Source organism: Roseburia sp. AF02-12, assembly GCF_003461765.1.
Lineage (GTDB): Bacteria > Bacillota > Clostridia > Lachnospirales > Lachnospiraceae > Roseburia_C > Roseburia_C amylophila.
Window position 1 is genome coordinate 1828614 of the sequence record NZ_QTXS01000001.1, and the last position, 23069, is coordinate 1851682.

Genomic DNA, 23069 nt, shown 5'->3' on the forward strand with positions numbered 1-23069 from the left:
AAATAGCCCTTGCCTCTATTGTCCAACAGAAGTCTGTTGCTATTTCATCAGAAAATGCTCCCGCTCAGGGTATTGCTGCCGGAATGCTTCCAACGCAGCTTTCTGCAAAACTGCAAATTCCCTGTCCATATGAAATTTATGTGGCATTGTAAATGCAATTGCACTTATCTGCTCTGCTATTTTTTTAGCAATTCCTTCCTCTGACAGCTGTCCCATTCCAAATACTAAAGAGGTGAAACCTCTTCCCTTTTTACTCACATCCATAAATGTAAGAAACGTATTCTTTAATTCTGCCTGAAGTATCTCCTGTTCCACCCGGCTTCGGTTCTCTGCATCCAGAAGATATAACCCATTTATGATTTCAACTGCCTGTTTCTTCCGCTGTCCCGAAAAATCTACTCCGGTACTTTCCGAAAGATATTTCATCTGCATCAGATAACCAATAAAGGTATCCTCTTTCTTTTTCTTCTTTCCATATCGAGCATATAAAAGCTGCTCCCGGAAAGTATCTCCTTCTGCTTGTTCCGTACACCCGTGCTTCTGCCATAGTTCCATTCTTTTTCCAGCATTAACTTCCTGATAAAAATCATTCAGCCACTTTGAATCTTCCTGCATAATATTTCCTCTTCGTCACTATTTTATAAAATCTTCAACATTACTGATGTCAACTTTACGATACTGGGATACATAGTATTTTTCTTCCTGCAGGCTTTGTACTTCCTGATTCTTTCCATCATAAATGTCCACTGCAAGCCTTGCCATTTCTCCAGCCTGGTCTTCCTTGTCATTATATACGGTTCCCTGCATGGTTCCATTCTGTATTGCCTCTAATGCATCTTCCAATCCGTCAATACCAAATATAATCGGCCACTCCTGCCGGTTATAACCGGCATCTTTATAAGCTTCAATTGCCCCTAATGCCATTTCATCATTGTTGGAAATAACCATCTCCACTTCGGTCCCATACTGACTGATAATCTGATTCATTCTATTTTCCGCCTGTCCCCTGTTCCAGTCTGCAAACAGGTAGCTCAGTTTTTCCAGATTGATTCCCTGTTCTATCAGTGTCTTTACCGAACTGTCTGTACGGCTGATGGCATCCTGATGTCCGGCCTCTCCCTCCAGTAAAATATACTGAATTCTCCCATCCTGATTCCTGTCAACCTCAGGATGATTCTTTATGTAATCTGCTGCAATTTCTCCCTGCATCTCGCCGGACTGTTTTGCCTCACATCCTACATAGTATAGTTGATTCCACTGCGACAAATCCTCCGGAACCGGTTCTCTGTTAAAGAAAATGACAGGGATATCATTCTGTCTTGCCAGTCTGATAACGGTTGTCGGATCCGTTCGGTCAACCAGATTTACACATAAAATATCACACCCGGCATCTATCATTTCTTCGACAATTTCATTCTGGGCTTTCTGATCATTATCTGCACTTCTGACAGATGTTATAATCTTCCGTTCTTCTGTTTCCCGCTTCTTTAACTCTTCCTTCAGTTCATCCACCGTGGCGTTGATAAACGGGTCATCATGCGTATAGGTAACTACACTCACCCTCAGCGTATTTTCTATCCGCTTTGTCTTCTGATTGCATCCTGGCAGCACCAGTATCAGTATTATCAGTGTTACCGTAACCGCCATTGTCCTTCTTCTTGTTCTACTCATATGAATACAAAAACCTTTCCAGATCTTTTGAATACAAATCTTCTTTATTGATTATTCTGACTTCTGTTTTACAACTGTTCATTTTGTAAAAGGAATGCCTTAGCTTTTTTGCAATCTCATTCATACTCTTATACCCCGTCTCATAATCATCCGGTACGACAAGACATTCTATATTCTGATTATCTAATAACACAATTGCTTTTTCACTGCTTCCAACTCCATAAATCTTTGCACCGTGATACTTATTTTCTTCTGCAGCCTCCCCCACTTCTTCTAATGCCCAATTGTCCAGAATTACCAGATAATCCACCTGTTTCTTAGATGCAATAATCTCACTGGTGTTCTGGTTTCCCCTGGCATAATTGTACTCCCAGGAAATTTCACAACCACTTCCCTCCAGTCCATCTTTTAACCCTGCAATTCTGTTCACATTTTCCTCTGTCTCTGCCTTTCCAAGAATGACACCGATTTTTTTATTCTCCAGTTGTTCTTCATCATCCTGTATTAACCGCTCCGCAAGCATCTGACCAATCTTATAATTATCCGGTTTTACCGTTGCATAACCAGATGGCTCTTCTGCGTAGGTATCCTCATTAATCAGTATAAACGGTTTCTCCCCCTGCAGCCGGTTTAGCATAGTCTTTGTTTCTTTTCCCGGAGCCGGACAGATTACAAATGCATCTACATTATTCTGCAGTTGTTCATTAATCAGTTCTTCTTCATCCTCCATGCTTTCAATTAAATCTGTATTACAAATGATCAGATGCAGATTATTATTTTCCGCAGACTGTTTTAACCCATTCAGCAATGCATCCCATCTCTTATCTCCGGAATCTTCCACAATAACCGCAACTCTTTTCATAGACTCATTATCTGAAAAAATCCTGATTATAAAAAATGCAGCCAGTACAATAAGCATCAGTTCTGTGAGGATAAAGGTAATCTTATTTTTTTTCATCTTCTACCCTCTCTCTTTTTCTGTTCTGATTTTCAAGTTCTCCACGTTTTTCCTCTGAATAAGGAATTGCCGGGATATGTATTACAGCCTTTGTTCCTTCATCCGGCTCACTGTAAATTTTTAATCCATATTCTTTGCCAAACATCAGTTGTATTCTGGTATGCACATTGATAAGCCCAACTCCCGAACCATGCTTTGGAACTTTTTCACTATTTGTCAGAAGATTATCAACCACTTCCTGGCTCATGCCCATTCCATTGTCCTCTACTGACAGGAAAATATCATTCCCTTTCTGCTCACCGCGGACAATAATTTTGCCACCCTCATCTTCATCCATATTTCCTACTCCATAATAAATTGCATTTTCAAGCAATGGCTGTACTACCAGTTTTACAGTACAGCATTCCTCTACGTTTTTATCAATCAGAAATTCCACCTGAAAACGGTCTTTATAACGAATCTGCTGTATGTTCATATAACTTTTGCTATGTTGTAATTCTTCCGAAATCCTTATCACTGTCTTTCCTTTTGAAAGACTGATGCGAAGCAGTTTTGCCAGTTCCGAAATCATAAAAACAGCTTCTTCATTCTTATTTGCCTCTACCATCCAGGTGATGGATTCCAGTGTATTATAAAGAAAATGTGGATTAATCTGGCTTTGCAGTGCATCCATTTCACTTTTTCTCCGCTTATTCTGCTGCCGGATAATTTCTTCCATCAATTGTTCTATCTGCTTATATGAATTTTGGACAGAATATGCCAGATGCCTTATCTCTGAAGCACCCCCTATATATATTTCAGTCTTTTCTCCTGTTTCATAAGACTTTACGGATTCATCCAATTTCAAAATCGGTTTCGAAATCTTTCTTGCCATAATTTTATTCACAACAAAAAGCATCATCAGAAGAATAATTGCCGTGGCAATTATATAATACCGGAACTTATTAATGCTTGCCGTCTGTACCCCCTCCGGTACAACTCCTACCAGTTTCCATCCGGTATAAGATAGACTGTTCACAACTATATTACTTTTTACCCCATTCACAGAAATCTCATATGTACCATCTGCATAACCGGCAGCCGTACTGCTATCTTCTGTAAAAAATCCCCTGTCTATTTCTGCTTTTCTTGGGTGATAAAGAATTTCCCCATCATCTGTACATAAATAATAATACGTCTCTCCCGCTGCTTCATTCAGGTTATCTAAAACCTCTTCTATCATGGAATACTTCATATCAACCAGCAATACTCCACTGTCCGGAGTGTCACCATGATTCATATCCACAAGACTGCTTAAAGACACCACCCAGTTATATTGATATGTCTCATTCTCAAACAAATCCTGTATATGGGGTGTTGATATATGTATATTTTCTATCTCATCTATAGCGCTTTTATACCAGTCCTGCTCTGTTACTTTCTGATTCTTTTCTCTGGTAGCTACTGGTTCTGCTGCAATAATTTTCCCATCACTGTCATAAAGGGCCATACTCTGCAGCTTATCATTATTTACTTCATACAACAGACTGAACTGCCTGCTGAATTCCTGGTCAGAAATATCATATTCCTGTACGATATTATAATTAACAGCATTACAAATCTGTCTCATATTCCGCAATTCATTATTTACCTGATCCACTGTACTCTCTATCCGGCTTTCTGCATTGGAAATTGCGGTTTCTTTTACTGACATTTTAAAACGGCTATAAATCAGTAATCCCATAACTATTGTTGTAACAATGGTCATGGCAGAAAGAACTGTCATAAGCAGTGACTGTATATCCATCCAGGCTGAAATATTCTGCATCATATTTTGAATTATATTCCTTTTTTCGTGCTTTTTCTTTCTGTTTTTTTTCTGATTCATACCTCTCCACATTCCTATTCTGGTGATTTTCTGTATTTTGACGGAGATACTCCAAATTTCTTTTTAAACACATAACTGAAGTAATTTGCGTCCAGATACCCTACTTTTTCTCCAATTTCATAACTTTTATCATTGGTTTCTACAATAAGCCTGACTGCGACATCCATCCGGTAATCCGTCAGATATGTAATAAAGGATTTCCCGGTTTCTTTTTTAAATATAGTTGAAAAATACGAATTGGATACACCAAGCACTGAGCATACCGTATCCAGGGAAAAATCAGGTTCCATATAACGCTCTGCCACAACATTCTTTGCATCTGTAATCAGCCGCCTTGAAGTATTATTTCTTGCACTTTTCAACTTTTCACTAATTGCCACTGCTGCTTTTTTCATCCACTTCATCAGAGTTGCTTTATCCAGTTCCGGCACCTTTTCATAGAGATTTTCTTTTTCTTCAAAGAAATCATTAAAGTCCATAAAATTATTGGCGCAGAACCGGTAAAAAGCACCTACCATCTCCATAACTGATAAATGATACTGATTTACTGTGGCAGCACTTTTATGAAGTTTTTCCACTTCCCTCTCTACTGCTGACTCAATGTCTTTTACATTTCCAAGATAAATCGTTTTAAACAACTCATGCATTTTCGTATCTTCTGACTGTACGGCTACCGTCTGCTCCCGTGGAACTACTTCCGCAATATTTATAGCCCTTGCAGTTCCATAAAGAACCCGGTAGGATACTGCTTTTCTTGCACCTTCATAAGAATTACTGATATTCAAAAGACTATCGCAATATCTTCCAACACCGGCCGTTACAACTGCACCAATCACACGGTTCGCCCATCTGCAGAATCTATCGCAAAAATCTGTCAGTTCTGTTGCCTTATCTTCTGAATCAAGCGATACTATCAAAACTGTATTCCCAAGATACATAAATTCCTGACAGTTGAGTTCTGATGCAATCCTTTCCTTTATTTCATGCTCGACAGACATGGATAACAACAATGGATTCATTCCTTCCGGCACATGGTGCTCTGAAGTATGAAATACCACGCTGCAATAATAGGGTCCCTCCAGTGGAATCTGATAGGCAGATAAAAATTTCTCATATTCTGTCTCATTTACCCTGCCTTCAATTAACGAAACAAAAAAATTCGTCCTTAGCACCGGAAGTGCATCCTGGAAATAATTTTGCAGTTTTTTAACATTTAATTTTTCTTCTCTTTCCCTGTTTAAAGTCTCTTTCAATCTTTCCATGCAGTCAGATAATTCAACTGCATTTACCGGCTTTAACATATATTCTTCAATTTCCAGATGTACTGCCTCTTTGGCATATTCAAATTCATCAAATCCTGTAAAAATAATAATATGTATATTTGGATAATCATTATTTAACTTCTGCGCCAGTTCCAGGCCATTCATATAAGGCATTTTTATATCGGTTATCACAACATCCGGCTGTATATTTTCTACCAGTTCCAGGGCTTTCACTCCATTGGTTGCACTGCCTGACACCTCAAAGCCCAGTCCATCCCAGTCCATCTTATGCTCCATTGCCTGGATTGCTTCTATTTCATCATCAACTAAAATCACTTTATACTTTTCCATATGACGTTCCTCTTTCAGCATGTTCAGCTCTTTCTTCTCCTGCTCTTATTATATCAGACAAATGTCTTTTTCTGAATACCTGATATTGTTTAGGCCGTCCATTCATCTCTGGCGATGAGCGGGCGGCCTATGGTGATTATATATGAATGATTCTGATTACGAATTACTTATTTTTTCTGTACATATTTCAGACAGTCAAGTGTTACTGCTGCCAAAATGATGATTCCTTCGAAAATAAACTGAAGATTTGTATCAATACCCAGAATGGTAAGGGAATATGTAAGGGATGTAAAGATAAGTACACCAGTTACAACTCCGGAAATCTTACCAATACCACCGGTAAAGGATACACCACCAACTACGCAGGCTGCAATAGCATCCATATCCCATCCTTGTCCATATGCTGCACTACCGGAACCAACCATTCTGTTACATTCCAGCCAGGAACCAAATCCATACAGGATACCTGCCAGAATAAATGCTCCTAATGTTACTTTAAATACGGATATACCGGAAACTGCTGCTGCTTCAGGATTTCCACCAACCGCATACAGATTCTTACCAAATGTTGTTTTATTCCAGATGAACCATACTACGATAACTGCAACAACAGCCCAAAGGATAATTGTCGGGAATTTTCCAATCTGCGGAATAAACATAGCCGGGATTGCAGAATCAATAGCTCCGAAGGAAACACCTTTTGTTGCATATGTTACAAGTCCGAAAATAATCAGCATGTTTGCCATGGTTGAAATAAACGGATGCATCTTGAACTTCGCCATAAAGAAGCCTGCCAGCATAGAAAATGCTGTTGTAAGTACAATACAGACTGCCAATGCAAGAATTGCTCTTGCAGCAACCGGGATACCGGTAAAGTCAAAGATATGGCCAAATACACCACCTGTATTAATTCCGTTATGCATGATGATGGTTGCTGTTACCATACCCATACCAACCATACGTCCAACAGAAAGGTCAGTACCTGTTAAAAGAATCAGTCCTGCAACGCCTAATGCCAAGAACATTCTTGGTGAAGCCTGCTGCAGAATATTTAAGATGTTTGTCGTTGTCAGCAACTGTGTATTCTTTACAACCGGTGTAATAATACATAAAGCAATGAAGATTAAAATAATGACAATATACAATCCATTTTTATAAAGGAACTGTGTGGTATTAAAGGTATATTTGTAATTTTCAAATTTCTGTGCTCTCTTCTGTGCAAATGTATATCTTGACATACGGAGTAAGTCAATCAGATGATACTTATGTGCATATGCATCATGCTTTCTGTCCTTAATCTCCTGAAGTCTGGACTCATGTGCCATCTGGGCATCAAATAATTTATTCTTATAAACATACTTCTCGTCTTTTTTCTCATCTGCATCGCTGAGTCTGCTCATATTCTGCTCATGCTCTGCTTTGATGGAAGCACATATCTTTTTGTATTCTGCATTTTCAGCTTCTTTCTCAGCTTTGCAGCTATCAGCAACTTTCTGATAGTAATCATTTTTATAATGTTTTGCAAGATAACCTTCTGCATCTGCGATAAGCTTTGATACTTTGTCTTTATTCGAAGACTCTACCGCTTTTGCCTTTTCTAAGGCTTCCTTGTCCTTTGCAATCATTCTGCTCTTTTCTTCTTTTGTTAAATTCTTATTTTCCTTTACGATTGCAATGTGATTTTTTAAGCTGCGCACCTTATCTGAACCATCCTTACGAAGTTCATCAATCTGTGCCTGTATTTTTCCTACATATTCATCAATCGGCTTCAAAAGCTCTGCCTCTGCAGCGGATGAAAGAATAATACTACTGTCTGCCATATCCAATGCTCCTTCCTGATTATAAATATTTCGCACTGAGTCTTAATAACTCTTCCTGACTTGTTTCCTTAGTATTAACAATTCCGGCAAGATGTCCATTTGACATAACACCAATCCGGTTTGTGATTCCAAGGATTTCCGGCATCTCAGAGGATACAACAATGATTGTTTTTCCCTGTTTTGCCATATTGATAATTAATTCATATATTTCGTATTTGGCACCTACATCAATTCCTCTTGTAGGATCGTCCATCATAAATATATTTGGTGAGCGCTCCAGCCATTTACCAAATATTGCCTTCTGCTGATTTCCTCCGGACAAACTGGAAATCATATCATCTGGTCCCATACATTTTGTATGCATGACTTTAATTTCTTCTGCCGTCGCACGAACCATATCATCATTGGAAAGTGCGAATCCATTTTTATAATGATTCATATTGGCGATTGTAGTATTAAATGTAATATCTGCTTTCAGGAAAAGTCCATTTGCTTTTCGTTCTTCTGTAATTAAAGCAAATCCATGATCCATTGCATCTTTCGGGGATGTAAAATTCATTACTTTTCCATTATAAATTACATTTCCTGCCGCTCTGGTACGCATACCAAAAATAGTTTCCAATAGTTCCGTACGACCGGCTCCAACCAGACCATACAGTCCAAAAATTTCTCCTTCTTTAATATCAAAAGAAATATTCTGTAATTTTGGTGCATACTTAGTTGAAAGATTCTGTATAGAAAGAACCGTTTCACCAGGCTGGTTATCTACCGGTGGAAAACGGTTATCCAAAGAACGGCCAACCATTGCAGAAATCAGTTCATTCATATTGGTATCTTTACTTGCCTTTGTCATAACAAGGCTGCCATCCCGAAGAACTGATATTTCATCACAAATTTCAAAAATTTCATCCATTTTATGTGAAATATAAATCAATGAAATTCCCTGTTCTTTTAACTGCCGCATCATCTTGAAAAGTTTTGCAACCTCCGGTGCTGTCAGTGATGAAGTCGGCTCGTCTAATACGATTACTTTGGAATGATAAGAAATTGCTTTTGCAATTTCACACATCTGGCGCTGTGATACAGACATTTTTTTCATTGGCTGTGTCAGATTAACAGTAATACCAAGTTTACGGAATAAATCGGAAGTTTCCTTTCTCATTCTTCCTTCGTCAATCATTCCCAATGAATTCTTCGGATAGCGTCCTAAGAACATATTGTCAATGACACTGCGCTCCAGACACTGATTTAATTCCTGATGAACCATTGCGACACCATTTTCAAGTGCATCCTTTGGGCCAGAAAAATTAACTTCTTTTCCATCTAATATTATTGTTCCTTCGTCCTTTTGATAAGTTCCGAAGAGACATTTCATCATTGTCGATTTACCGGCACCATTTTCACCCATAAGTCCCATGATTGTTCCAGGTCTGACATTCAGATTGATATGATTCAGAACCTTATTTCTTCCGAACGATTTGCTCATGCCGTTAATCGATAAGACATATTTATTCTTATCCTCTGCCATAATTCTACTTCCTTTTCTTTGAAAAGAAGGACACCATTTTTATCTGATGCCCTTCTGTATCTATGCTGTTTTCTTCCAGGCAATAACCTTATTTTGAAAGAAGTGATGTATAAGATGATGCATTGTCTGTTTTAACCATGTTGATTGCAAATGCATCATACTCACCCGGGTTGCCAAGACGGTTTGTAATGTTAGACTCTGTCTGTCCATCACCACCGATATAATCTACTTCAAGGTTCAAAAGTTTGTCATAGTTCTGAAGAAGTGGCTGATAGGTTGAGCTAAGGAAGTTATCGGAAGCATTGTAAATATCAAGCCATACCTTCTTGCTTGGGCTCTTGCTTTCATCCAGCTGATTGGATACTTTGTCATAAACCTTGGTTGAGTCTGTGAAATCCTGATAATTATCAGCTGTAACAGCTATATTTAATGCATAGTAAGATCTTTCTTCTTCACTATATCTGTAATCTTCTCCTTCTGTTAAGCAGTTTCCTGCATCATCCGGAGTACCGATACCGGTATCAATGTCTACTCCATCTAATGCATTACGAAGCACTCTTAATGTCAGGTAAGCCTGAACATCTGCATGCTGTGAAATTGTTCCGCCATATCCTTCTGCGATAGCTGCAACAGCATCACTATTTGCATCGTATCCGAAGGTTGGTACTTTGTTATCTTTTGCCCATGCATTAAACATTGACATTCCCATACCATCATTATTAGAAACAACTACGTCAATCTGGTCACCAAAAGATGCGGTCCATGTTCCGATTGCATTTCCTGCTGTAGCTGCATCCCATGTTGCACCAGCAGAGTTCTTCATCTCCTGTGAAGCAAGTTCACGAATTGTATAAGTCTTTCCATCTACATCCAGTGTTGCATCCTGAACAACTTTTGCAGAACCGTCTACGTTTGTACCAGCCGGTGTTGAATCAATTGCTCCATTTGCATCTACTCCGGTTCCAAGTGCAGAACGGACACCACGGGTACGTGCAATAGAATCGTTATGTCCGATGTCTCCGATTGCAAGTACATAACCAATTACTCCGTCTCCGTTACGGTCAATGGTCGCTGCATTTTCTTTGATATAGTCAAGAACCATCTGTCCCTGCAGTTCAGCACCCTGATTTGCATCGAAGCCTACATAATAGGTATCTTTGTTGTAATTTAATGCATCCATGTCAAGTTCTCCTGTGGAGCTGTTGGATGGCTGACGGTTAAACCAGCAAAGTGGTTTATCCTTGTTTGCTACGCTGCTGGTGCTTCCTGAGTCACCAGAGCCGCTTCCTCCGGAAGAGCCACATCCAACCATGGATAATGCAAGTGTTGCTGCTACCAATACAGTTAATAATTTTTTCCTTCTCATTCTTTTTTCCTCCTGGTTTGCAATTTGTTGATTTTGGTTTCTCCGAACCTGTCTCATCGACTAAATTCATTATAATCACAAACCAATCTTGAAAGAATAGAATTTTTTTGGATGAAATATCAAAATATTTTGATATTTCATAATTTTTATATATATTTTGACGAATAACTATGCGGCTGCACCATCATTCTGTTGGCATGTATGCAGGAATGCCTCTGCCAGCTGCTGGTTCTGCTGTGCCTGTTTTCTGATATGATTAACCACGAAAAAAGGCAGGAAAAATAAGGAAAGGAAACCTAAACACAATGCGATGGCACCGACTAATAAATCAATCGGAAAATACGGGACTACAAACCAGCCAAATTTTGCAATGTTCCATGCCCATTTTGCCGTTATTCCAAAACCACCCACTTTGCTGTAACAAACACAGCCCATAACAAATCCTATCATAATAAAAATCGGATGGAATGCCAGCATCATTCTGATACCTCCACAGACCGTTCCAGCAATTGCCAGTCCCCAGATTTTCTGAATCTCATATAACTGTGTCTCCGCTTCCCGTTTTACCTGCATTGCATAACCATAATCGTTACCAAATTCCACTTCTTCATAAAGATTTCTTTTTTCTTTTGCCATAATATTTTCCTCTTTTCTCCGATGTTCCACCGGTTTTTATTATTGTTTTCACTTATATGACGGAATAATATTATGGCAGGTTTTATTTTTTTAAAAATTTTTTTGACAAGTCCTTATTGCTTTCTTCCGATTACCTGCTTCCCACACTTCCTTTGTACTATGCACACAAGGCTTACCATACCGGAACGGCTGAAAGATTTGAGAGTCGCAGAAAAAAGAATGTCATTGCAGGAATTGTCTGATGCTACCGGCATCCCAAGTTCCACACCCGGCAACTATGAGAAAGATGAAAATGTAGATATGTCACTTGGCAATCTACTGACGCTTGCAGACTTTTATCAAGTAAGCACCGATTATCTTCTTTGTCGAACCAAACTACGTGAACATACAAATAAGTCAGTATCCGATCTGCATCTCAATGATGATGCAGTTCAAATACTGACTGACGAAAAATATAATCCACGGTTATTATCAGAATTACTCTCTCATGAAAGCTTCCATTATAAAGTTTAGGTTTCATGTACAATCGACAGCCCAACTTAACTATCTGCTTTCTACTATTGTATATGTTCCTGATTCAAAATTTACATATAATGTTGCAAATGCACTATTATATTCCCAGCGGATTTCCAGAGACCTCTCCCCTCCGGAGATTGCTACCTCTGCGCCTTCCGAAAATGCCTTATGGGTATTTCGCATGCGGATTAACGCAAGCTGTTTTTGAACCACATCTTTTTTCAACCCTTCCGTGATCTGATCAGTGGAAAGATTTGTCCGGTTGATTTCCTTATGTCCGGATTCTCCCGCGCGCTGCACCGCTTCATGGTCATTTTTTCCGGCAAACAGATCCAGATACCAGATCTGCGGTTTGCCCGGCATAAACATCTGGATTGCCCGCGCCAGAAGCATTTTTTCATCCGACTCTCCCAATGCACTGTAGTACGTGGCATTTACCTGATAATACAGATTCTTTTGTCCATGTAAATTTTTGACCATGCCTCCGCGGGATACAATCCGGTCAATTAGCGACTGGATTTCCTCTTCCGGAAGCAGCCCCTTTAAGTCCAGAAGCGGGATACCGTCGTGACAGCCGAGCATGTTGACCGTGGAGATCTTCTTTTCCACAATCTCCTTCGCCCATGCCGCAAGGTACGTTCCCCGCCGGTTCTCAATCGCATCAATGACCAATCCCGGCAGGAAAAAGTCATAGGTTGCATAGCCTTTTTCTGCAAGTGTCTCATATATTTTTTCGTCATATGCCGCGTGGATCTCCGGCAAAAGCGTAAGTCCCAAAGGTTCTGCCAGTGCATGGATCTTTTGTAAAAGTTCCCACGTTTCCGGATCATTGAGAAAGTTTTTCTTTCCCGGTGTCTTCGGCGCATAGGCAAAGGCATCCAGCCGCACAATCGCCGCACCGTAAGAGGCTATTTTTTCCAGTGTTTCACGATAAAACTCCCACACTTTTGGTGACTGGATGTTTACATCCATCTGTCCGAGATACTGTCTGCCATGCACTTCCTGATAAAAGGTATTCCAGTACGGCACTTTTTTTCCATCCGGAAATTCCACCATCAGGATTGGCAGCCCGGGTTTGCGGAAAAACATCTGCTTCAGGCAGCTTTCATCCGGCTGGATATAACCTTCCTCCGTCATGGTTCCATGCCCTTCCCAGAAATGGTTCCAATCGATGAAGAAATCGCGGTACGCAGAAGCCTCCCCTTTTTCCACAAGATCCCGAAACTGCGGGGACTGTGCGGAAGCATGGTTTAAAATAAAATCGAGTTTCAAATCAATTCCCATATTCTTTAACTGGTCAAGGTCTTCCCGGTCGGCAAGCTGCTCATTCAGGTCATAGTCGATCACGGAAAATCCCCGGTCGAGATCGGAATGGTACAGGCTCGGCAGAATGTAAAAAGAAGAAAATACATCCTGCAAAGCCTCAGTTTTCAGCAATGTTACGATATCTCCCAGATTTCCTCCAAGGCTGTCGGGATATGCATTGAGCATCGGTTTATGGTTCATAAACTCTTCCGTCCTTTCCCACGATTAATCCTGCATTTTTGCGCTGCACTTCAATTTTTTCCTGTTCCAGTTCTACCACGCGACAGATAAACGGGCTTGCGGCATTCTCATCGCGGTTTCTGCGGATGCGCCGCTCCCTGGTCTCCTCCGGGGAACTTTCCAGAAAGACGGGTAGATCCACACCATGTAAATCGTCACTGCCTCCGTGTGTCCACTCCAGAAGTAATACGGATATTCCGGAAAAATCGGTTTCTTCCGATGAAATCTCGCCATCTTCCCGTCCCATATGCCGCAATGTGATTGAATCTTTTCCCTCATGAAATGCCGCAAGCACTTCATTGATCCGGTCGAAGTCAATCTCTTTCTTTGTCCCGAGATATCCACGCAGTCCGTCTTCCCCGGCTTCTTTATACACACGCAGCCGTTCTTCATCGTTGCGTTTTGGAATCCGGTGTGGATAATCATCGCCTGAGAGCAGGTAACAGCCCCTGCCGTCATTTAAAAAATACTGCTGCAATGCCGTGGCAAGTGTTGTTTTTCCGGAACCGGAGCCACCGTAAATGCTGATAACCATGCGATTTTTGGTATTCCTCTCACACCATTTCTGTACTTTTTCGTATAATGCTCCAGCCTCTTTCAGCTCTGTAAAAACAAACTGATACGCCTCATATTCTCTGGTAAACGGCGGAAGCGGAATTCCCGCATGCATCAGTGCTGCACCGGAATACTGTCTGCCGCTCTGTTCTTCCAGATACACGGCATCCGGTTTTAACCCACGCAGTCGGACATAAACGGCTGCCTGATTTGCCTCTGCCCTAAGACGCACTGCGCTGACTAATGCATGATCCTGTTCCTCTGACACCGTCATCCATGCCGCAATTTCATCCATAAACGGATCGGACAGCCGCCAGTAGGTTCCCTCGTTAATGAGCGTTTCATACTTCTTGTATGTTTTAATCTGCTCCCGGATCTGCTGTTTTTCCTCATCGGATAAAAGCGCCGGGTTTAATTCGTAACCGAAGGTTCCAGCCATCGCCGTCACCCCTCGGGTGTGGAAACTTGTTACCCGTCCGGTCTGGTGGTTCGGCACCGCTGAAACGTGCGCCCCCATTACGGAAACCGGATAGAAAAACGACGTTCCGTACTGGATCCTTGTGCGGTTGATTGCATCGGTATTGTCACTACACCAGATCTGTGGGGAATAATAAAGCATTCCTGCGTCAAATCTGCCGCCGCCACCGCTGCATCCCTCAAGCAGAAGATCCGGATACCGGCTGCACAGGCGCTCCATAAAATCATAGACACCAAGCACGTAATCATAGGAAAGATTTCCGGCATAGACATCTGCCATACTGCGGTTCATATCCCACTTGACATAATCAATTTTTCCCTGATCCAGCACGGCACAAATCTGATCAAATACACAGTCGCGCACTTCTTTTCTGGAAAAATCAAGCAGTAACTGGTTTCTCGAGCGCACCGGCTTTTTCCCCGGAATCTGAATTGCCCAGTCTGGATGTGCCCGGTAAAGGTCGCTGTCTTCATTGACCATCTCCGGCTCAATCCAAATGCCAAATTTCACCCCCTGATTATGCACACGGGTAATAAGCTCTGCCAGGCTCCCCCCCAGTTTCTCTTCATTGACCTGCCAGTCCCCAAGGGAAGAATTATCATCGTTTCTTTTCCCAAACCAGCCGTCATCCATCACTACCATATCAATTCCAAGGGAAGCAGCTTCTTTTGCCAGATCCACGATCGTATCTCCCGTAAAATCGAAATATGCTGCCTCCCAGCTGTTAATCAGCACCGGGCGCTGCATATGGACATATTTGCTGCGGCACACATGGTTGCGGATGCAGTTATGATATTGCTGCGACAGTGCAGACAATCCGTCTGCCGAATAAGACAAAATGACTTCCGGTACCGTAAAGGTTTCTCCTTCCGCAAGCGGATAGGAAAACAGTTCTTCATTTAATCCGAGAAGCAGGCGCGTCTGGTTGAACTGATCTTTTTCTGCCTCACAGGAGAAATTTCCGCTGTATACAAACAGCATTCCATAGCAGCTGCCTGCGGTCTCTGTTGTTCCTTTTTCTGCCAAAATCACTGCCGGATTATACTGATGACTGGACGTTCCCCTGCGGCTGCCAAACGCAATGGTTCCATGCCCCAGCGGCGTACGCTCCAGATTGCGCTCCATGGCATGCTTTCCATAAAACCGCAGGACATCAAAATCTCCCTGTACAAAATCCAGACAGGCTGCCGCTGCCTTTTCGATCGTAATCTGCCCAGTTCCCGTATTTTTAATCTGGACGCTCCTTGTAATGACATCGTTTTCTTCCAAAACACCATACAGCAGACGAACTTCAACCTGTGCGTTTTCGTCTGCAAGGACAATTTCCAGTGTCTGTGCTTCCTCTTTGTCTGCCCAGACAGCCGGAAGTCCCTGTAACTGGTATTTGCCGCTTCGGATCTCATAACTTTTAAAAAGCAGATCTGCGCTTTCCACTCCTTTTTCATTTTTGATATTCAGCGCAATATTGCGGTAATCCCCAGTTCCAATGGAAGGATACTCCTGTGGCAGCGCATCCAGCGAATAGGTGCGGTCCATGCCCGCTGCATAAGGATTTCCGGAAAATCCACGGTCTGCATAGGTTAAAACATAATCCATGGAGCTGTTTGTTTTAGCTCCATAGTACAGATGCAGCAGATATCCCAGTGAATCGACCTGCATCTGATAAGTTGTATGCAACGTATGCAGGTTAAATATTTTTTTATTTGGATTGTATATAATTGCCATAGAAGTCACCTCGTTTTATTTTTATCCTTTGACTGCACCGTTTGCCACACCGTTTAAAATCTGTTTCTGACAAATCACATAGAAAATAAGGATTGGAATCAGTGCCATAATATAGGAAGCAAATGCCAGATTGTAATTGGTTCCAAACTGTGTCTGGAAATTAAGCTGTGCAAGCGGCAGCGTATTCTGTCCGGTTCCAGACATGATCACAAGCGGTGTCATAACATCATTCCACGTTCCAAGAGCTGTCAGGATTGCAACTGTTGCATGCATTGGCATCATCATTGGAAAGACCACTTTCCAGTAAGTAGTCCATGTGCTTGCTCCGTCAATATCTGCCGCCTCTTCCAGCGCTATCGGAATATTTTTTAAGTACCCACTGTAAAGAAGGACGTTCATTGGCATATAAAATACCAGATACAACAGAATGACACCCGCGCGGTTTCCAAGTCCCATATGCGCCGTCTGCTTTACCAGAGGCATCATTAAGATGGAAAACGGAACAAACATTCCGCTGACAATATACAGATAGATAAATCGGAAACTTTTTCTTCTTGCCATGCCGCGTCCGATCACGTAGCCTGCAATTGAGTGGATCAGGATTGCCAGTACGATTGTTACCAGTGTGATCAGTAAACTGTTTCCAAGAGAGTGCCAGAAATCGGTCACTTCCATTGCCTGACGGAAATTTTCAAAACTCCACTGTTTCGGGAAAGAAAGTGCACCCGCCACATCGTTTGTCATCTCACTCGGTTTCTTAAACGCAATGATCACTGCCATATACAGCGGGAAAAATACCGTAACCGTCCCCAAAATCAGAACAATCGTAAGTACCCAGTTTGTTTTCTGTTTTTCTTTCATCATAGCTGCTCCTCCTTCTTATTCATGACTGTCATCTGGAAAAGTGAAATCGCCACGATCACAATAAAGAAAATGACTGCATTTGCACTCTGGAATCCAAACTGTCCGCCATCCATACCATTTTTATAAATCAGGTAAGAGATGGATTCGGTGCTCTGTGCCGGACCTCCCTTGGTCAATGACATGATCTGGTCGAATACCATGAGGAAATTCTTTGTGCTCAGTACCAGATTGATCGTCACAAACGGCATCACCAGTGGAAATGTTACTTTCCAGAACTGCTTCCATTTACTGGCTCCGTCAAGCATGCTCGCCTCGTAGATTTCCTCCGGTACAGTCTGCAGACCGGAAATATAGATGATGGTATTCATGGCAACTGCCTGCCATACACCAACAATCAGCACACCAATCCATGCGTATTTTTCACTTGCAAGAATACTGTTCTGTAAAAATCCAATATGGAACACATTTCCCACAGTTGGAAGAATGTAAGTAAAAATAAAGCTGAAAATATAACCGATGACAAGTCCGCCTAAAATATTTGGCACAAAGTAAATACCGCGCAGTGCACTTTTAAAACGGATTGCACTGTTTAATCCAACTGCCATGATCATGCTCAGCACATTTACCAGTACAGTTCCCGCCAGTGCATATTTAAACGTAAACAAATAGCTTTTTCCCACGCGGGAATCCGTAAACAGATCTGCATAGTTCCGGAACCCGACATAATCGTAAGTTCCGTATCCTTTATAATTGGTAAAACTGTAAATCACCCCTTTGATCATTGGAAGTGTATTGAATGCAAAAAATAAGATTACAACCGGTATGATAACCGCCCAGAATGTTTTGTCCCTGTTTGACATTTTCTTTTTCATTATGCATCCCCCTGTTCTTTCTGATAATCCTGTACTTTCCGAATCAGATCCCGGTTGTAGCGCTTCCAGTCGGAATCAAATTTTTTCAAAAACTTTTCCTGTGCATTGTCGCTTGTATCCAGCAGGAACGTCTGGATCATGGCATCCACACTCATCTCACTCGGATAATGGTGATCCTGATAATCTGCCATGCGGTTGTTTTCAATGTAAGGACGCATATCCTCGAGTGTTTCCGGAATTGCAAAATCCCCGTCTTTGCAGGCAATTCCGCCCTGATCATCCAGATAAATCTGAATGGTCTCATCGTCATACAGATATTTTAAAACTTCATATGCAGCCTCTTTATTTTTGCATGATTTCATTACGGAAAACTGCAGATCAATTCCTGAATTTAATACATTGTCTGATTCCTCATCATTTGCAGGAAATGTAAAAGAGCCGATATTCATATCCGGATTGACCGATTTGATCTGCGGGATCGCATAGCTTCCAATCGGATACATGGCAGCTTCCCCGCGGGCAAATGCTGTACATGCATCGTTATAACCATATGCATACGGATTTTTTTCTGCGTAATCCAAAAGCGCACGCATCTTTTCTGCTACCGGTCCATACGTATCGGAAAATGTGGTATTTCCCATATTTACCTGATTGCAGGTATCCGAATCGGTAAGTCCGACTGCCAGCGCATTCCACGGAGCCAGACAGGTCCAGGTATCTTTAAAGCCCAGATACAGCGGAAGTGTTCCGCTCTGTTTTATTTCATCACACAGTGTGGTAAATTCCTGCCAGGTGGTCGGAACTTTCCAGCCATTTTCCTCAAACATATCTTTGTTATATAAAATTCCTGCCGCGTTTGCCGCATATGGAAGTGCATACGTGCCATCCTTTGGAATAAACTCCAGTTCCTTATCCATATCCAGATATGCCTGTTTTACGGTCTGGACTTCATCCAGATCGGAAATATCATCAAACAGATCTGCATCTAAAAAGTTGGAATAGTTGATGTCTCCTCCGATTGCGATGATATCCGGATAATCCTCCCGGATAAAACGTGTCTTTAAAATGGTCATTGCTTCGTTTGGAGATGAAATCGTCAGATGGATGTCATCATGTGTTTCATTGAACTGCTTTTCAATCTTTTCAAATGCCTTAACTGCTTCCGGTTTGTAGGAAACCACTTCGATTTCGGTTTTCCCGTCTGCCCTTTTTTCACTTCCGCATCCGGCAAGATCCGTCATACACATGCCAAGTGCGAGCACCACCGCAACACTGCGGAAAATACTTCTTTTTGCCATATTCTTCTCTCCTTTTCTTAAATATATCCGCTTACCTTTTTGATAATCTGATTATAACATACCTTTATGCATCCTTAAATACCCGTTTTTTTTAAATTTTATACCCAAATGCAATATTTTGTGCTATAATAGATACAAATATCGCATTTTGGTATATACGGAGTGTTTTATGAGTAATACATTTTTTAATATTTTTCCAAATGAAAATTTTATCGATCTGTGCATGTATCAGTTTGGATATGAACAGTGTGATCCCGGCCATTCATTCGGGCCTGCAACACGCAACCACTACCTGTTTCACTACATTCTTTCCGGAACCGGAACTCTCATGGCAGACAATGCAAACGGGGATACACAGACCTATTCCGTAAAAAGCGGACAGGGATTTATGATTTTCCCGGGGCAGATCAATACTTACATTTCCGATGAACAGCTTCCATGGGAATATATGTGGATCGAATTTGACGGCTTACGTGTAAAAGAGGCTTTAAGTGTCACAGATTTGTGCAAAGACGCGCCCATTTATCATTCACACTCCAAAGAATTACGGGAAAAGCTTGCCGATGAAATGCTTTATATCGTCAATCATCCGCAGGAATCCTCCTTCCATCTGATTGGGCATCTGTATCTGTTTTTGGATTATCTGCTACAGTCGGCAAAATCGACAAAGCTGGTCTCCAGCGGACGCATGAGTGATTATTATATAAAAGAAGCGATCAATTATATGGAACAGAATTTTCAGAATAATATTTCGATTGAAGATATCGCTGCGGTATGCGGCATCAACCGGAGTTATTTCGGAAAAATCTTCCGCAACTCGATCGGCCGCTCCCCGCAGGAATTTCTTATGAACTACCGCATGGTAAAGGCTACGGAATTATTAAAGCTGACTTCCTTATCCATTGCAGATGTCGGCTCTGCTGTCGGATACGAAAATCAGCTTCATTTTTCCCGTGCATTTAAAAATATTTATGGTGTCTCCCCACGGGAATGGAGAAATCAGAACAAGTAACAATAGATAAGATAGATATCATTCCTATCAGTTTTAGATACCTTCTGATTGATGTCAGGTTTTGTACCCGTTCGCGGAAACATATCCTGTCAAAACGGAAACATGTCCACAGCTTCTGAAATCGCACATTCACAGATGCAAACAGATGCAATCTGTAGCAAAATTGACATTCATATCACGGTCTTGACCGTTGAAGTCTATGGGAACAAATCTGTATAAGGCCTTTGCTATCTATATAATGCAAGGCAATTTTACACTGCTGCTCCCTGCCACTGTCTCGACCTGGTATCCGGTCATTATTTTATCGGTATTACATATGCCCTAGCTTCCATTAGATTTGAACTATCCGGAAATTCCGAATAGTTCATTTAAACTGATTTGCGAATTGAGTAGATACTGTTTTTCCAATTTCGCCCTGTGAATAACCGCTACCAGCAGTTATCCAAAATTATCGGATAACTGACCACTCTTGTAATTATGAGTTATTCGAATTTTTCGAATAACTGAATCCTGTTGCAGTTAAATGCTATAAATAAACCTTTCCTTATTTTTCAAGCAATTTTATCATTCGCTGAACAATACGTTCAACCTGTCCGGATTGCAAAGGTGATCCGAAGCGCTCAGCAAAATACCGCTGATGGTATCAATGAAAGACTGCAGGAGCTCCAGAAAGAGCTTCTCAAAAAAGCCAATAACAAAGAGGCCTATGATGAGATTGCCGACGAGATCTTCAAACTCCGGGAACAGCGAGAAAAATGCACGGTTGACACCGCGGCCAGGGACGCACAGATTGCCCGCATCAATGAACTGCAGGACTTCATCAAGCAGCAACCCTCTCACCTGGAAGCCTTCGACGAGGCCCTGGTAAAGCGCTGGCTTGAGCGAATCATCGTCTGGGATGACCACTTCACTGTGGAGCTTAAGTCCGGACTGAAAATTGAGATTGAAGGATGATGTCCCTTAGACTCAAAAAGGCTCCTCACCACTGGAATACATCCGGTGATGGGGAGTCTTTATCATTTTAATCCTTATCCCAACGATTAGCATCTGTCCAACGGAAGTTTGGGTCTTTATTTCTTCGTGGGTCATTTTCCCATTCTTCAGCTACACGTTTACTTATTTCTTTATTAAGACGATTCATTTTAGGAGTTTTTTCACCGGTTCCACCATTGAATCCGTTCTTAATCCAATCCTGTCTTTCTTCTTCATAAGCCTCTGATAACTCCTCATGAGAAGCTCCTTCAACCCATTTTTCAAATTTACTTTTAAATAAATTCCCGAAAAAGCCCATATTTATCCTCCATTCTATGCAGCTTCAGCAAATATACGTCTCTGTACCTTAAGATAATATTGCAGATTCTTGATAACATCTTTTTCTTCTTCTAAATCGTCTGCGGCTATTTCTATTTCATTATCACTTGCCAGCTTCAGGGTATATTCATAAATTCGTCCTACTAAAACATCAAGTTCTTCTGATGTAAGCTGAATACTGATTTTTGAATAATTTTTGTCAGCTTTCAACGCTTCCAAAGAGCTCATTAGATTATTAATCTTATCAATATCCATCTCCCCCTTGCGAATTGCATCAATATAGCTTTTCAGGCTAGCTCTGAATTCTGTTACAACCTTTGGTTCATGTTTTTTTACTTTATTGCAAACCCAAGCACCAGCGCCAACAGCTACTGCACTCGCCACAACAATTATTGTTCCTTTTTTATGCTGTTTTACAAACTGTAATGCTTTAGCACCAACACCCTGAACCTGCTCTGCTGCTGGTAGGTCAATTGGCTTAAGGTGCTTTACTATTTGTCCCTTATTAGGACCAGTTGCCCACCTTACCACACTACCGATTCTTCGATATATTCCTGTTGCTAATCCTGTTGCTATATCATCAGGAATGAAATATGCATCTTGCGCTATTGCCATAAAATACCTCCTTTGGTTTTCTATAATAGGCCTTGTAAATTTCGCGAATCAAATCATATCCATTAAGCTTTTCGATGAAGATATTATTATCTCTGTCTTGTGTGCATTTATTATTCTATTAAAATACTTAACAGTATCTGTATCTGCAAATCTATGGTCAACAACATTAATTCCTTCATCTCCCTTAGCGACAAAAACTAGATATTTAGGAGATATCGGAAATATAAGACCACTTCCATTATTGCTTTCGACAACAGTAGATTTATGCTCAAACGCTGGATTATCAGACGTAATAAATTGTCCTGCATTATCGTAGGTTTCAAAAAGAATCATCTGACAACCACTTAAAGCATGTTGTACAACATTATGATAAAAGCCACCTTTGTTCTTAAAAAACATTTTATATAATTCAGAATACCATATTCCGGTCATTAACTCATCTGCATACTCTTTTCCTTCGCTTTTCCCTACATCTAGTGTTTCTGCTTCCTCATCTTTACACATTGACTCAAAAACAGGATACAATAATTTCTCTTTAATTTTTGTATAAACACCCATAGCGTCAAATTTTGGATTTCTACAAAGCATAATGAAAAACGACGCCAGCATATTGATATGTACCCAGAATCCTGGACACATATTTACGAACTAGACTGAACACATGGATGCTATCCTGTATTGTACAGGCGGCATCCATTTTGTTTTTGCCTGAATTCTTTTGTTATTATAATAATCTATATATTCTTCAACCGCTTGTGAAAATTCTTCGAAAGAAGAATAGTTTTTTTCATAGCCATAATACATTTCATTTTTTAATCG

21 protein-coding genes are annotated in these 23069 nt (G+C 41.0%); 3 read left to right on the forward strand and 18 right to left on the reverse strand.

All coding sequences use genetic code 11. The features are described from left to right. Positions 1-39 precede the first annotated feature (39 nt). The 9 genes from DV740_RS08930 to DV740_RS08970 all read right to left on the reverse strand — a co-directional run bounded on the left by DV740_RS08930 (position 40) and on the right by DV740_RS08970 (position 11459). Entirely contained in the window at positions 40-615 is a 576-nt protein-coding gene (locus tag DV740_RS08930; RefSeq protein ID WP_117841547.1) for a DUF6553 family protein, read from the reverse strand. Between the two features lie 18 nt (positions 616-633). Continuing rightward, a complete protein-coding gene (locus tag DV740_RS08935; RefSeq protein ID WP_117698235.1) occupies positions 634-1671 on the reverse strand; it encodes a galactose ABC transporter substrate-binding protein in 1038 nt (345 codons plus the stop codon). Then, positions 1664-2629, reverse strand: a complete 966-nt coding sequence (locus tag DV740_RS08940; RefSeq protein ID WP_118087886.1) for a substrate-binding domain-containing protein — start codon at positions 2627-2629, stop codon at positions 1664-1666. The genes DV740_RS08935 and DV740_RS08940 overlap by 8 nt, the downstream gene beginning before the upstream one ends. After that, entirely contained in the window at positions 2616-4439 is a 1824-nt protein-coding gene (locus DV740_RS08945; protein ID WP_242988743.1) for a cache domain-containing sensor histidine kinase, read from the reverse strand. The genes DV740_RS08940 and DV740_RS08945 overlap by 14 nt, the downstream gene beginning before the upstream one ends. 71 nt (positions 4440-4510) lie before the next feature. Then, entirely contained in the window at positions 4511-6109 is a 1599-nt protein-coding gene (locus tag DV740_RS08950; RefSeq protein WP_117841665.1) for a response regulator, read from the reverse strand. A gap of 167 nt (positions 6110-6276) precedes the next feature. Beyond that, positions 6277-7929: a galactose/methyl galactoside ABC transporter permease MglC gene (locus tag DV740_RS08955; protein WP_117698266.1), complete on the reverse strand. Its 1653-nt coding sequence runs from the start codon at positions 7927-7929 to the stop codon at positions 6277-6279. A gap of 19 nt (positions 7930-7948) precedes the next feature. Further along, positions 7949-9457, reverse strand: coding sequence for a sugar ABC transporter ATP-binding protein (locus DV740_RS08960; RefSeq protein WP_117698237.1), 1509 nt, complete (start codon positions 9455-9457; stop codon positions 7949-7951). Between the two features lie 88 nt (positions 9458-9545). Beyond that, on the reverse strand, positions 9546-10823 hold the full coding sequence (locus tag DV740_RS08965; protein ID WP_117841545.1) for a substrate-binding domain-containing protein: 1278 nt from the start codon (positions 10821-10823) through the stop codon (positions 9546-9548). Between the two features lie 168 nt (positions 10824-10991). Then, positions 10992-11459, reverse strand: a complete 468-nt coding sequence (locus DV740_RS08970; protein ID WP_117841544.1) for a hypothetical protein — start codon at positions 11457-11459, stop codon at positions 10992-10994. 72 nt (positions 11460-11531) lie between these two features. Here DV740_RS08970 and DV740_RS08975 point away from each other — a divergent pair, with 72 nt between their 5' ends. Further along, positions 11532-11972 (forward strand): helix-turn-helix domain-containing protein, encoded by a 441-nt coding sequence (locus DV740_RS08975; RefSeq protein WP_118087887.1) that lies wholly within the window; start codon positions 11532-11534, stop codon positions 11970-11972. A gap of 30 nt (positions 11973-12002) precedes the next feature. Here the strand turns inward: DV740_RS08975 and gtfA are convergent, their stop codons facing one another. The 5 genes from gtfA to DV740_RS09000 are packed head-to-tail and all read right to left on the reverse strand — an operon-like array spanning position 12003 to position 19312. Continuing rightward, complete coding sequence (gene gtfA / locus DV740_RS08980; protein ID WP_118087888.1) at positions 12003-13481, reverse strand: sucrose phosphorylase; 1479 nt, start codon at positions 13479-13481, stop codon at positions 12003-12005. Continuing rightward, positions 13471-16278, reverse strand: a complete 2808-nt coding sequence (locus tag DV740_RS08985; RefSeq protein WP_118087889.1) for an alpha-galactosidase — start codon at positions 16276-16278, stop codon at positions 13471-13473. The genes gtfA and DV740_RS08985 overlap by 11 nt, the downstream gene beginning before the upstream one ends. A gap of 21 nt (positions 16279-16299) precedes the next feature. Further along, complete coding sequence (locus DV740_RS08990) at positions 16300-17139, reverse strand: carbohydrate ABC transporter permease (RefSeq protein ID WP_442969663.1); 840 nt, start codon at positions 17137-17139, stop codon at positions 16300-16302. Beyond that, a complete protein-coding gene (locus tag DV740_RS08995; protein WP_118087890.1) occupies positions 17139-18014 on the reverse strand; it encodes a carbohydrate ABC transporter permease in 876 nt (291 codons plus the stop codon). The genes DV740_RS08990 and DV740_RS08995 overlap by 1 nt, the downstream gene beginning before the upstream one ends. Next, the gene (locus tag DV740_RS09000; RefSeq protein ID WP_118087891.1) at positions 18014-19312 is read right to left on the reverse strand and encodes an ABC transporter substrate-binding protein; all 1299 of its coding nucleotides are present in this window, start codon (positions 19310-19312) and stop codon (positions 18014-18016) included. The genes DV740_RS08995 and DV740_RS09000 overlap by 1 nt, the downstream gene beginning before the upstream one ends. Before the next feature lie 169 nt (positions 19313-19481). Between DV740_RS09000 and DV740_RS09005 the strand changes: the two genes are divergently transcribed. Together DV740_RS09005 and DV740_RS09010 are read left to right on the forward strand one after the other, a co-directional pair. Beyond that, the gene (locus tag DV740_RS09005) at positions 19482-20324 is read left to right on the forward strand and encodes an AraC family transcriptional regulator (protein WP_117841541.1); all 843 of its coding nucleotides are present in this window, start codon (positions 19482-19484) and stop codon (positions 20322-20324) included. A 513-nt stretch (positions 20325-20837) separates the two neighbouring features. Beyond that, entirely contained in the window at positions 20838-21278 is a 441-nt protein-coding gene (locus DV740_RS09010) for a hypothetical protein (protein ID WP_242994253.1), read from the forward strand. A gap of 67 nt (positions 21279-21345) precedes the next feature. On the opposite strand, the gene DV740_RS09015 is transcribed toward DV740_RS09010, so the two are convergent. The 4 genes from DV740_RS09015 to DV740_RS09030 form a co-directional block, all read right to left on the reverse strand. Next, the gene (locus tag DV740_RS09015) at positions 21346-21615 is read right to left on the reverse strand and encodes a hypothetical protein (RefSeq protein ID WP_118087892.1); all 270 of its coding nucleotides are present in this window, start codon (positions 21613-21615) and stop codon (positions 21346-21348) included. A 14-nt stretch (positions 21616-21629) separates the two neighbouring features. After that, on the reverse strand, positions 21630-22250 hold the full coding sequence (locus DV740_RS09020; protein ID WP_118087893.1) for a hypothetical protein: 621 nt from the start codon (positions 22248-22250) through the stop codon (positions 21630-21632). Positions 22251-22298: 48 nt separating this feature from the next. Beyond that, positions 22299-22838 carry a DUF4238 domain-containing protein gene (locus tag DV740_RS09025; protein ID WP_158561545.1) on the reverse strand — a complete coding sequence of 180 codons (540 nt, stop codon included), beginning with the start codon at positions 22836-22838 and terminating at the stop codon, positions 22299-22301. A 60-nt stretch (positions 22839-22898) separates the two neighbouring features. After that, positions 22899-23069, reverse strand: a 171-nt coding sequence (locus tag DV740_RS09030; protein ID WP_147342278.1) for an IS3 family transposase, incomplete at its 5' end; no start/stop codon positions are given.

Excerpts from the sequence above, each read along its gene's own strand:
- DV740_RS08930 (WP_117841547.1), bottom strand. The coding sequence starts at position 615 with ATGCAGGAAGATTCAAAGTGGCTGAATGATTTTTATCAGGAAGTTAAT.
- DV740_RS08935 (WP_117698235.1), bottom strand. The coding sequence starts at position 1,671 with ATGAGTAGAACAAGAAGAAGGACAATGGCGGTTACGGTAACACTGATA.
- DV740_RS08940 (WP_118087886.1), bottom strand. The coding sequence starts at position 2,629 with ATGAAAAAAAATAAGATTACCTTTATCCTCACAGAACTGATGCTTATT.
- DV740_RS08945 (WP_242988743.1), bottom strand. The coding sequence starts at position 4,439 with ATGATGCAGAATATTTCAGCCTGGATGGATATACAGTCACTGCTTATG.
- DV740_RS08950 (WP_117841665.1), bottom strand. The coding sequence starts at position 6,109 with ATGGAAAAGTATAAAGTGATTTTAGTTGATGATGAAATAGAAGCAATC.
- DV740_RS08955 (WP_117698266.1), bottom strand. The coding sequence starts at position 7,929 with ATGGCAGACAGTAGTATTATTCTTTCATCCGCTGCAGAGGCAGAGCTT.
- DV740_RS08960 (WP_117698237.1), bottom strand. The coding sequence starts at position 9,457 with ATGGCAGAGGATAAGAATAAATATGTCTTATCGATTAACGGCATGAGC.
- DV740_RS08965 (WP_117841545.1), bottom strand. The coding sequence starts at position 10,823 with ATGAGAAGGAAAAAATTATTAACTGTATTGGTAGCAGCAACACTTGCA.
- DV740_RS08970 (WP_117841544.1), bottom strand. The coding sequence starts at position 11,459 with ATGGCAAAAGAAAAAAGAAATCTTTATGAAGAAGTGGAATTTGGTAAC.
- DV740_RS08975 (WP_118087887.1), top strand. The coding sequence starts at position 11,532 with ATGGCAGGTTTTATTTTTTTAAAAATTTTTTTGACAAGTCCTTATTGC.
- gtfA (WP_118087888.1), bottom strand. The coding sequence starts at position 13,481 with ATGAACCATAAACCGATGCTCAATGCATATCCCGACAGCCTTGGAGGA.
- DV740_RS08985 (WP_118087889.1), bottom strand. The coding sequence starts at position 16,278 with ATGGCAATTATATACAATCCAAATAAAAAAATATTTAACCTGCATACG.
- DV740_RS08990 (WP_442969663.1), bottom strand. The coding sequence starts at position 17,139 with ATGAAAGAAAAACAGAAAACAAACTGGGTACTTACGATTGTTCTGATT.
- DV740_RS08995 (WP_118087890.1), bottom strand. The coding sequence starts at position 18,014 with ATGAAAAAGAAAATGTCAAACAGGGACAAAACATTCTGGGCGGTTATC.
- DV740_RS09000 (WP_118087891.1), bottom strand. The coding sequence starts at position 19,312 with ATGGCAAAAAGAAGTATTTTCCGCAGTGTTGCGGTGGTGCTCGCACTT.
- DV740_RS09005 (WP_117841541.1), top strand. The coding sequence starts at position 19,482 with ATGAGTAATACATTTTTTAATATTTTTCCAAATGAAAATTTTATCGAT.
- DV740_RS09015 (WP_118087892.1), bottom strand. The coding sequence starts at position 21,615 with ATGGGCTTTTTCGGGAATTTATTTAAAAGTAAATTTGAAAAATGGGTT.
- DV740_RS09020 (WP_118087893.1), bottom strand. The coding sequence starts at position 22,250 with ATGGCAATAGCGCAAGATGCATATTTCATTCCTGATGATATAGCAACA.
- DV740_RS09025 (WP_158561545.1), bottom strand. The coding sequence starts at position 22,838 with ATGCTTTGTAGAAATCCAAAATTTGACGCTATGGGTGTTTATACAAAA.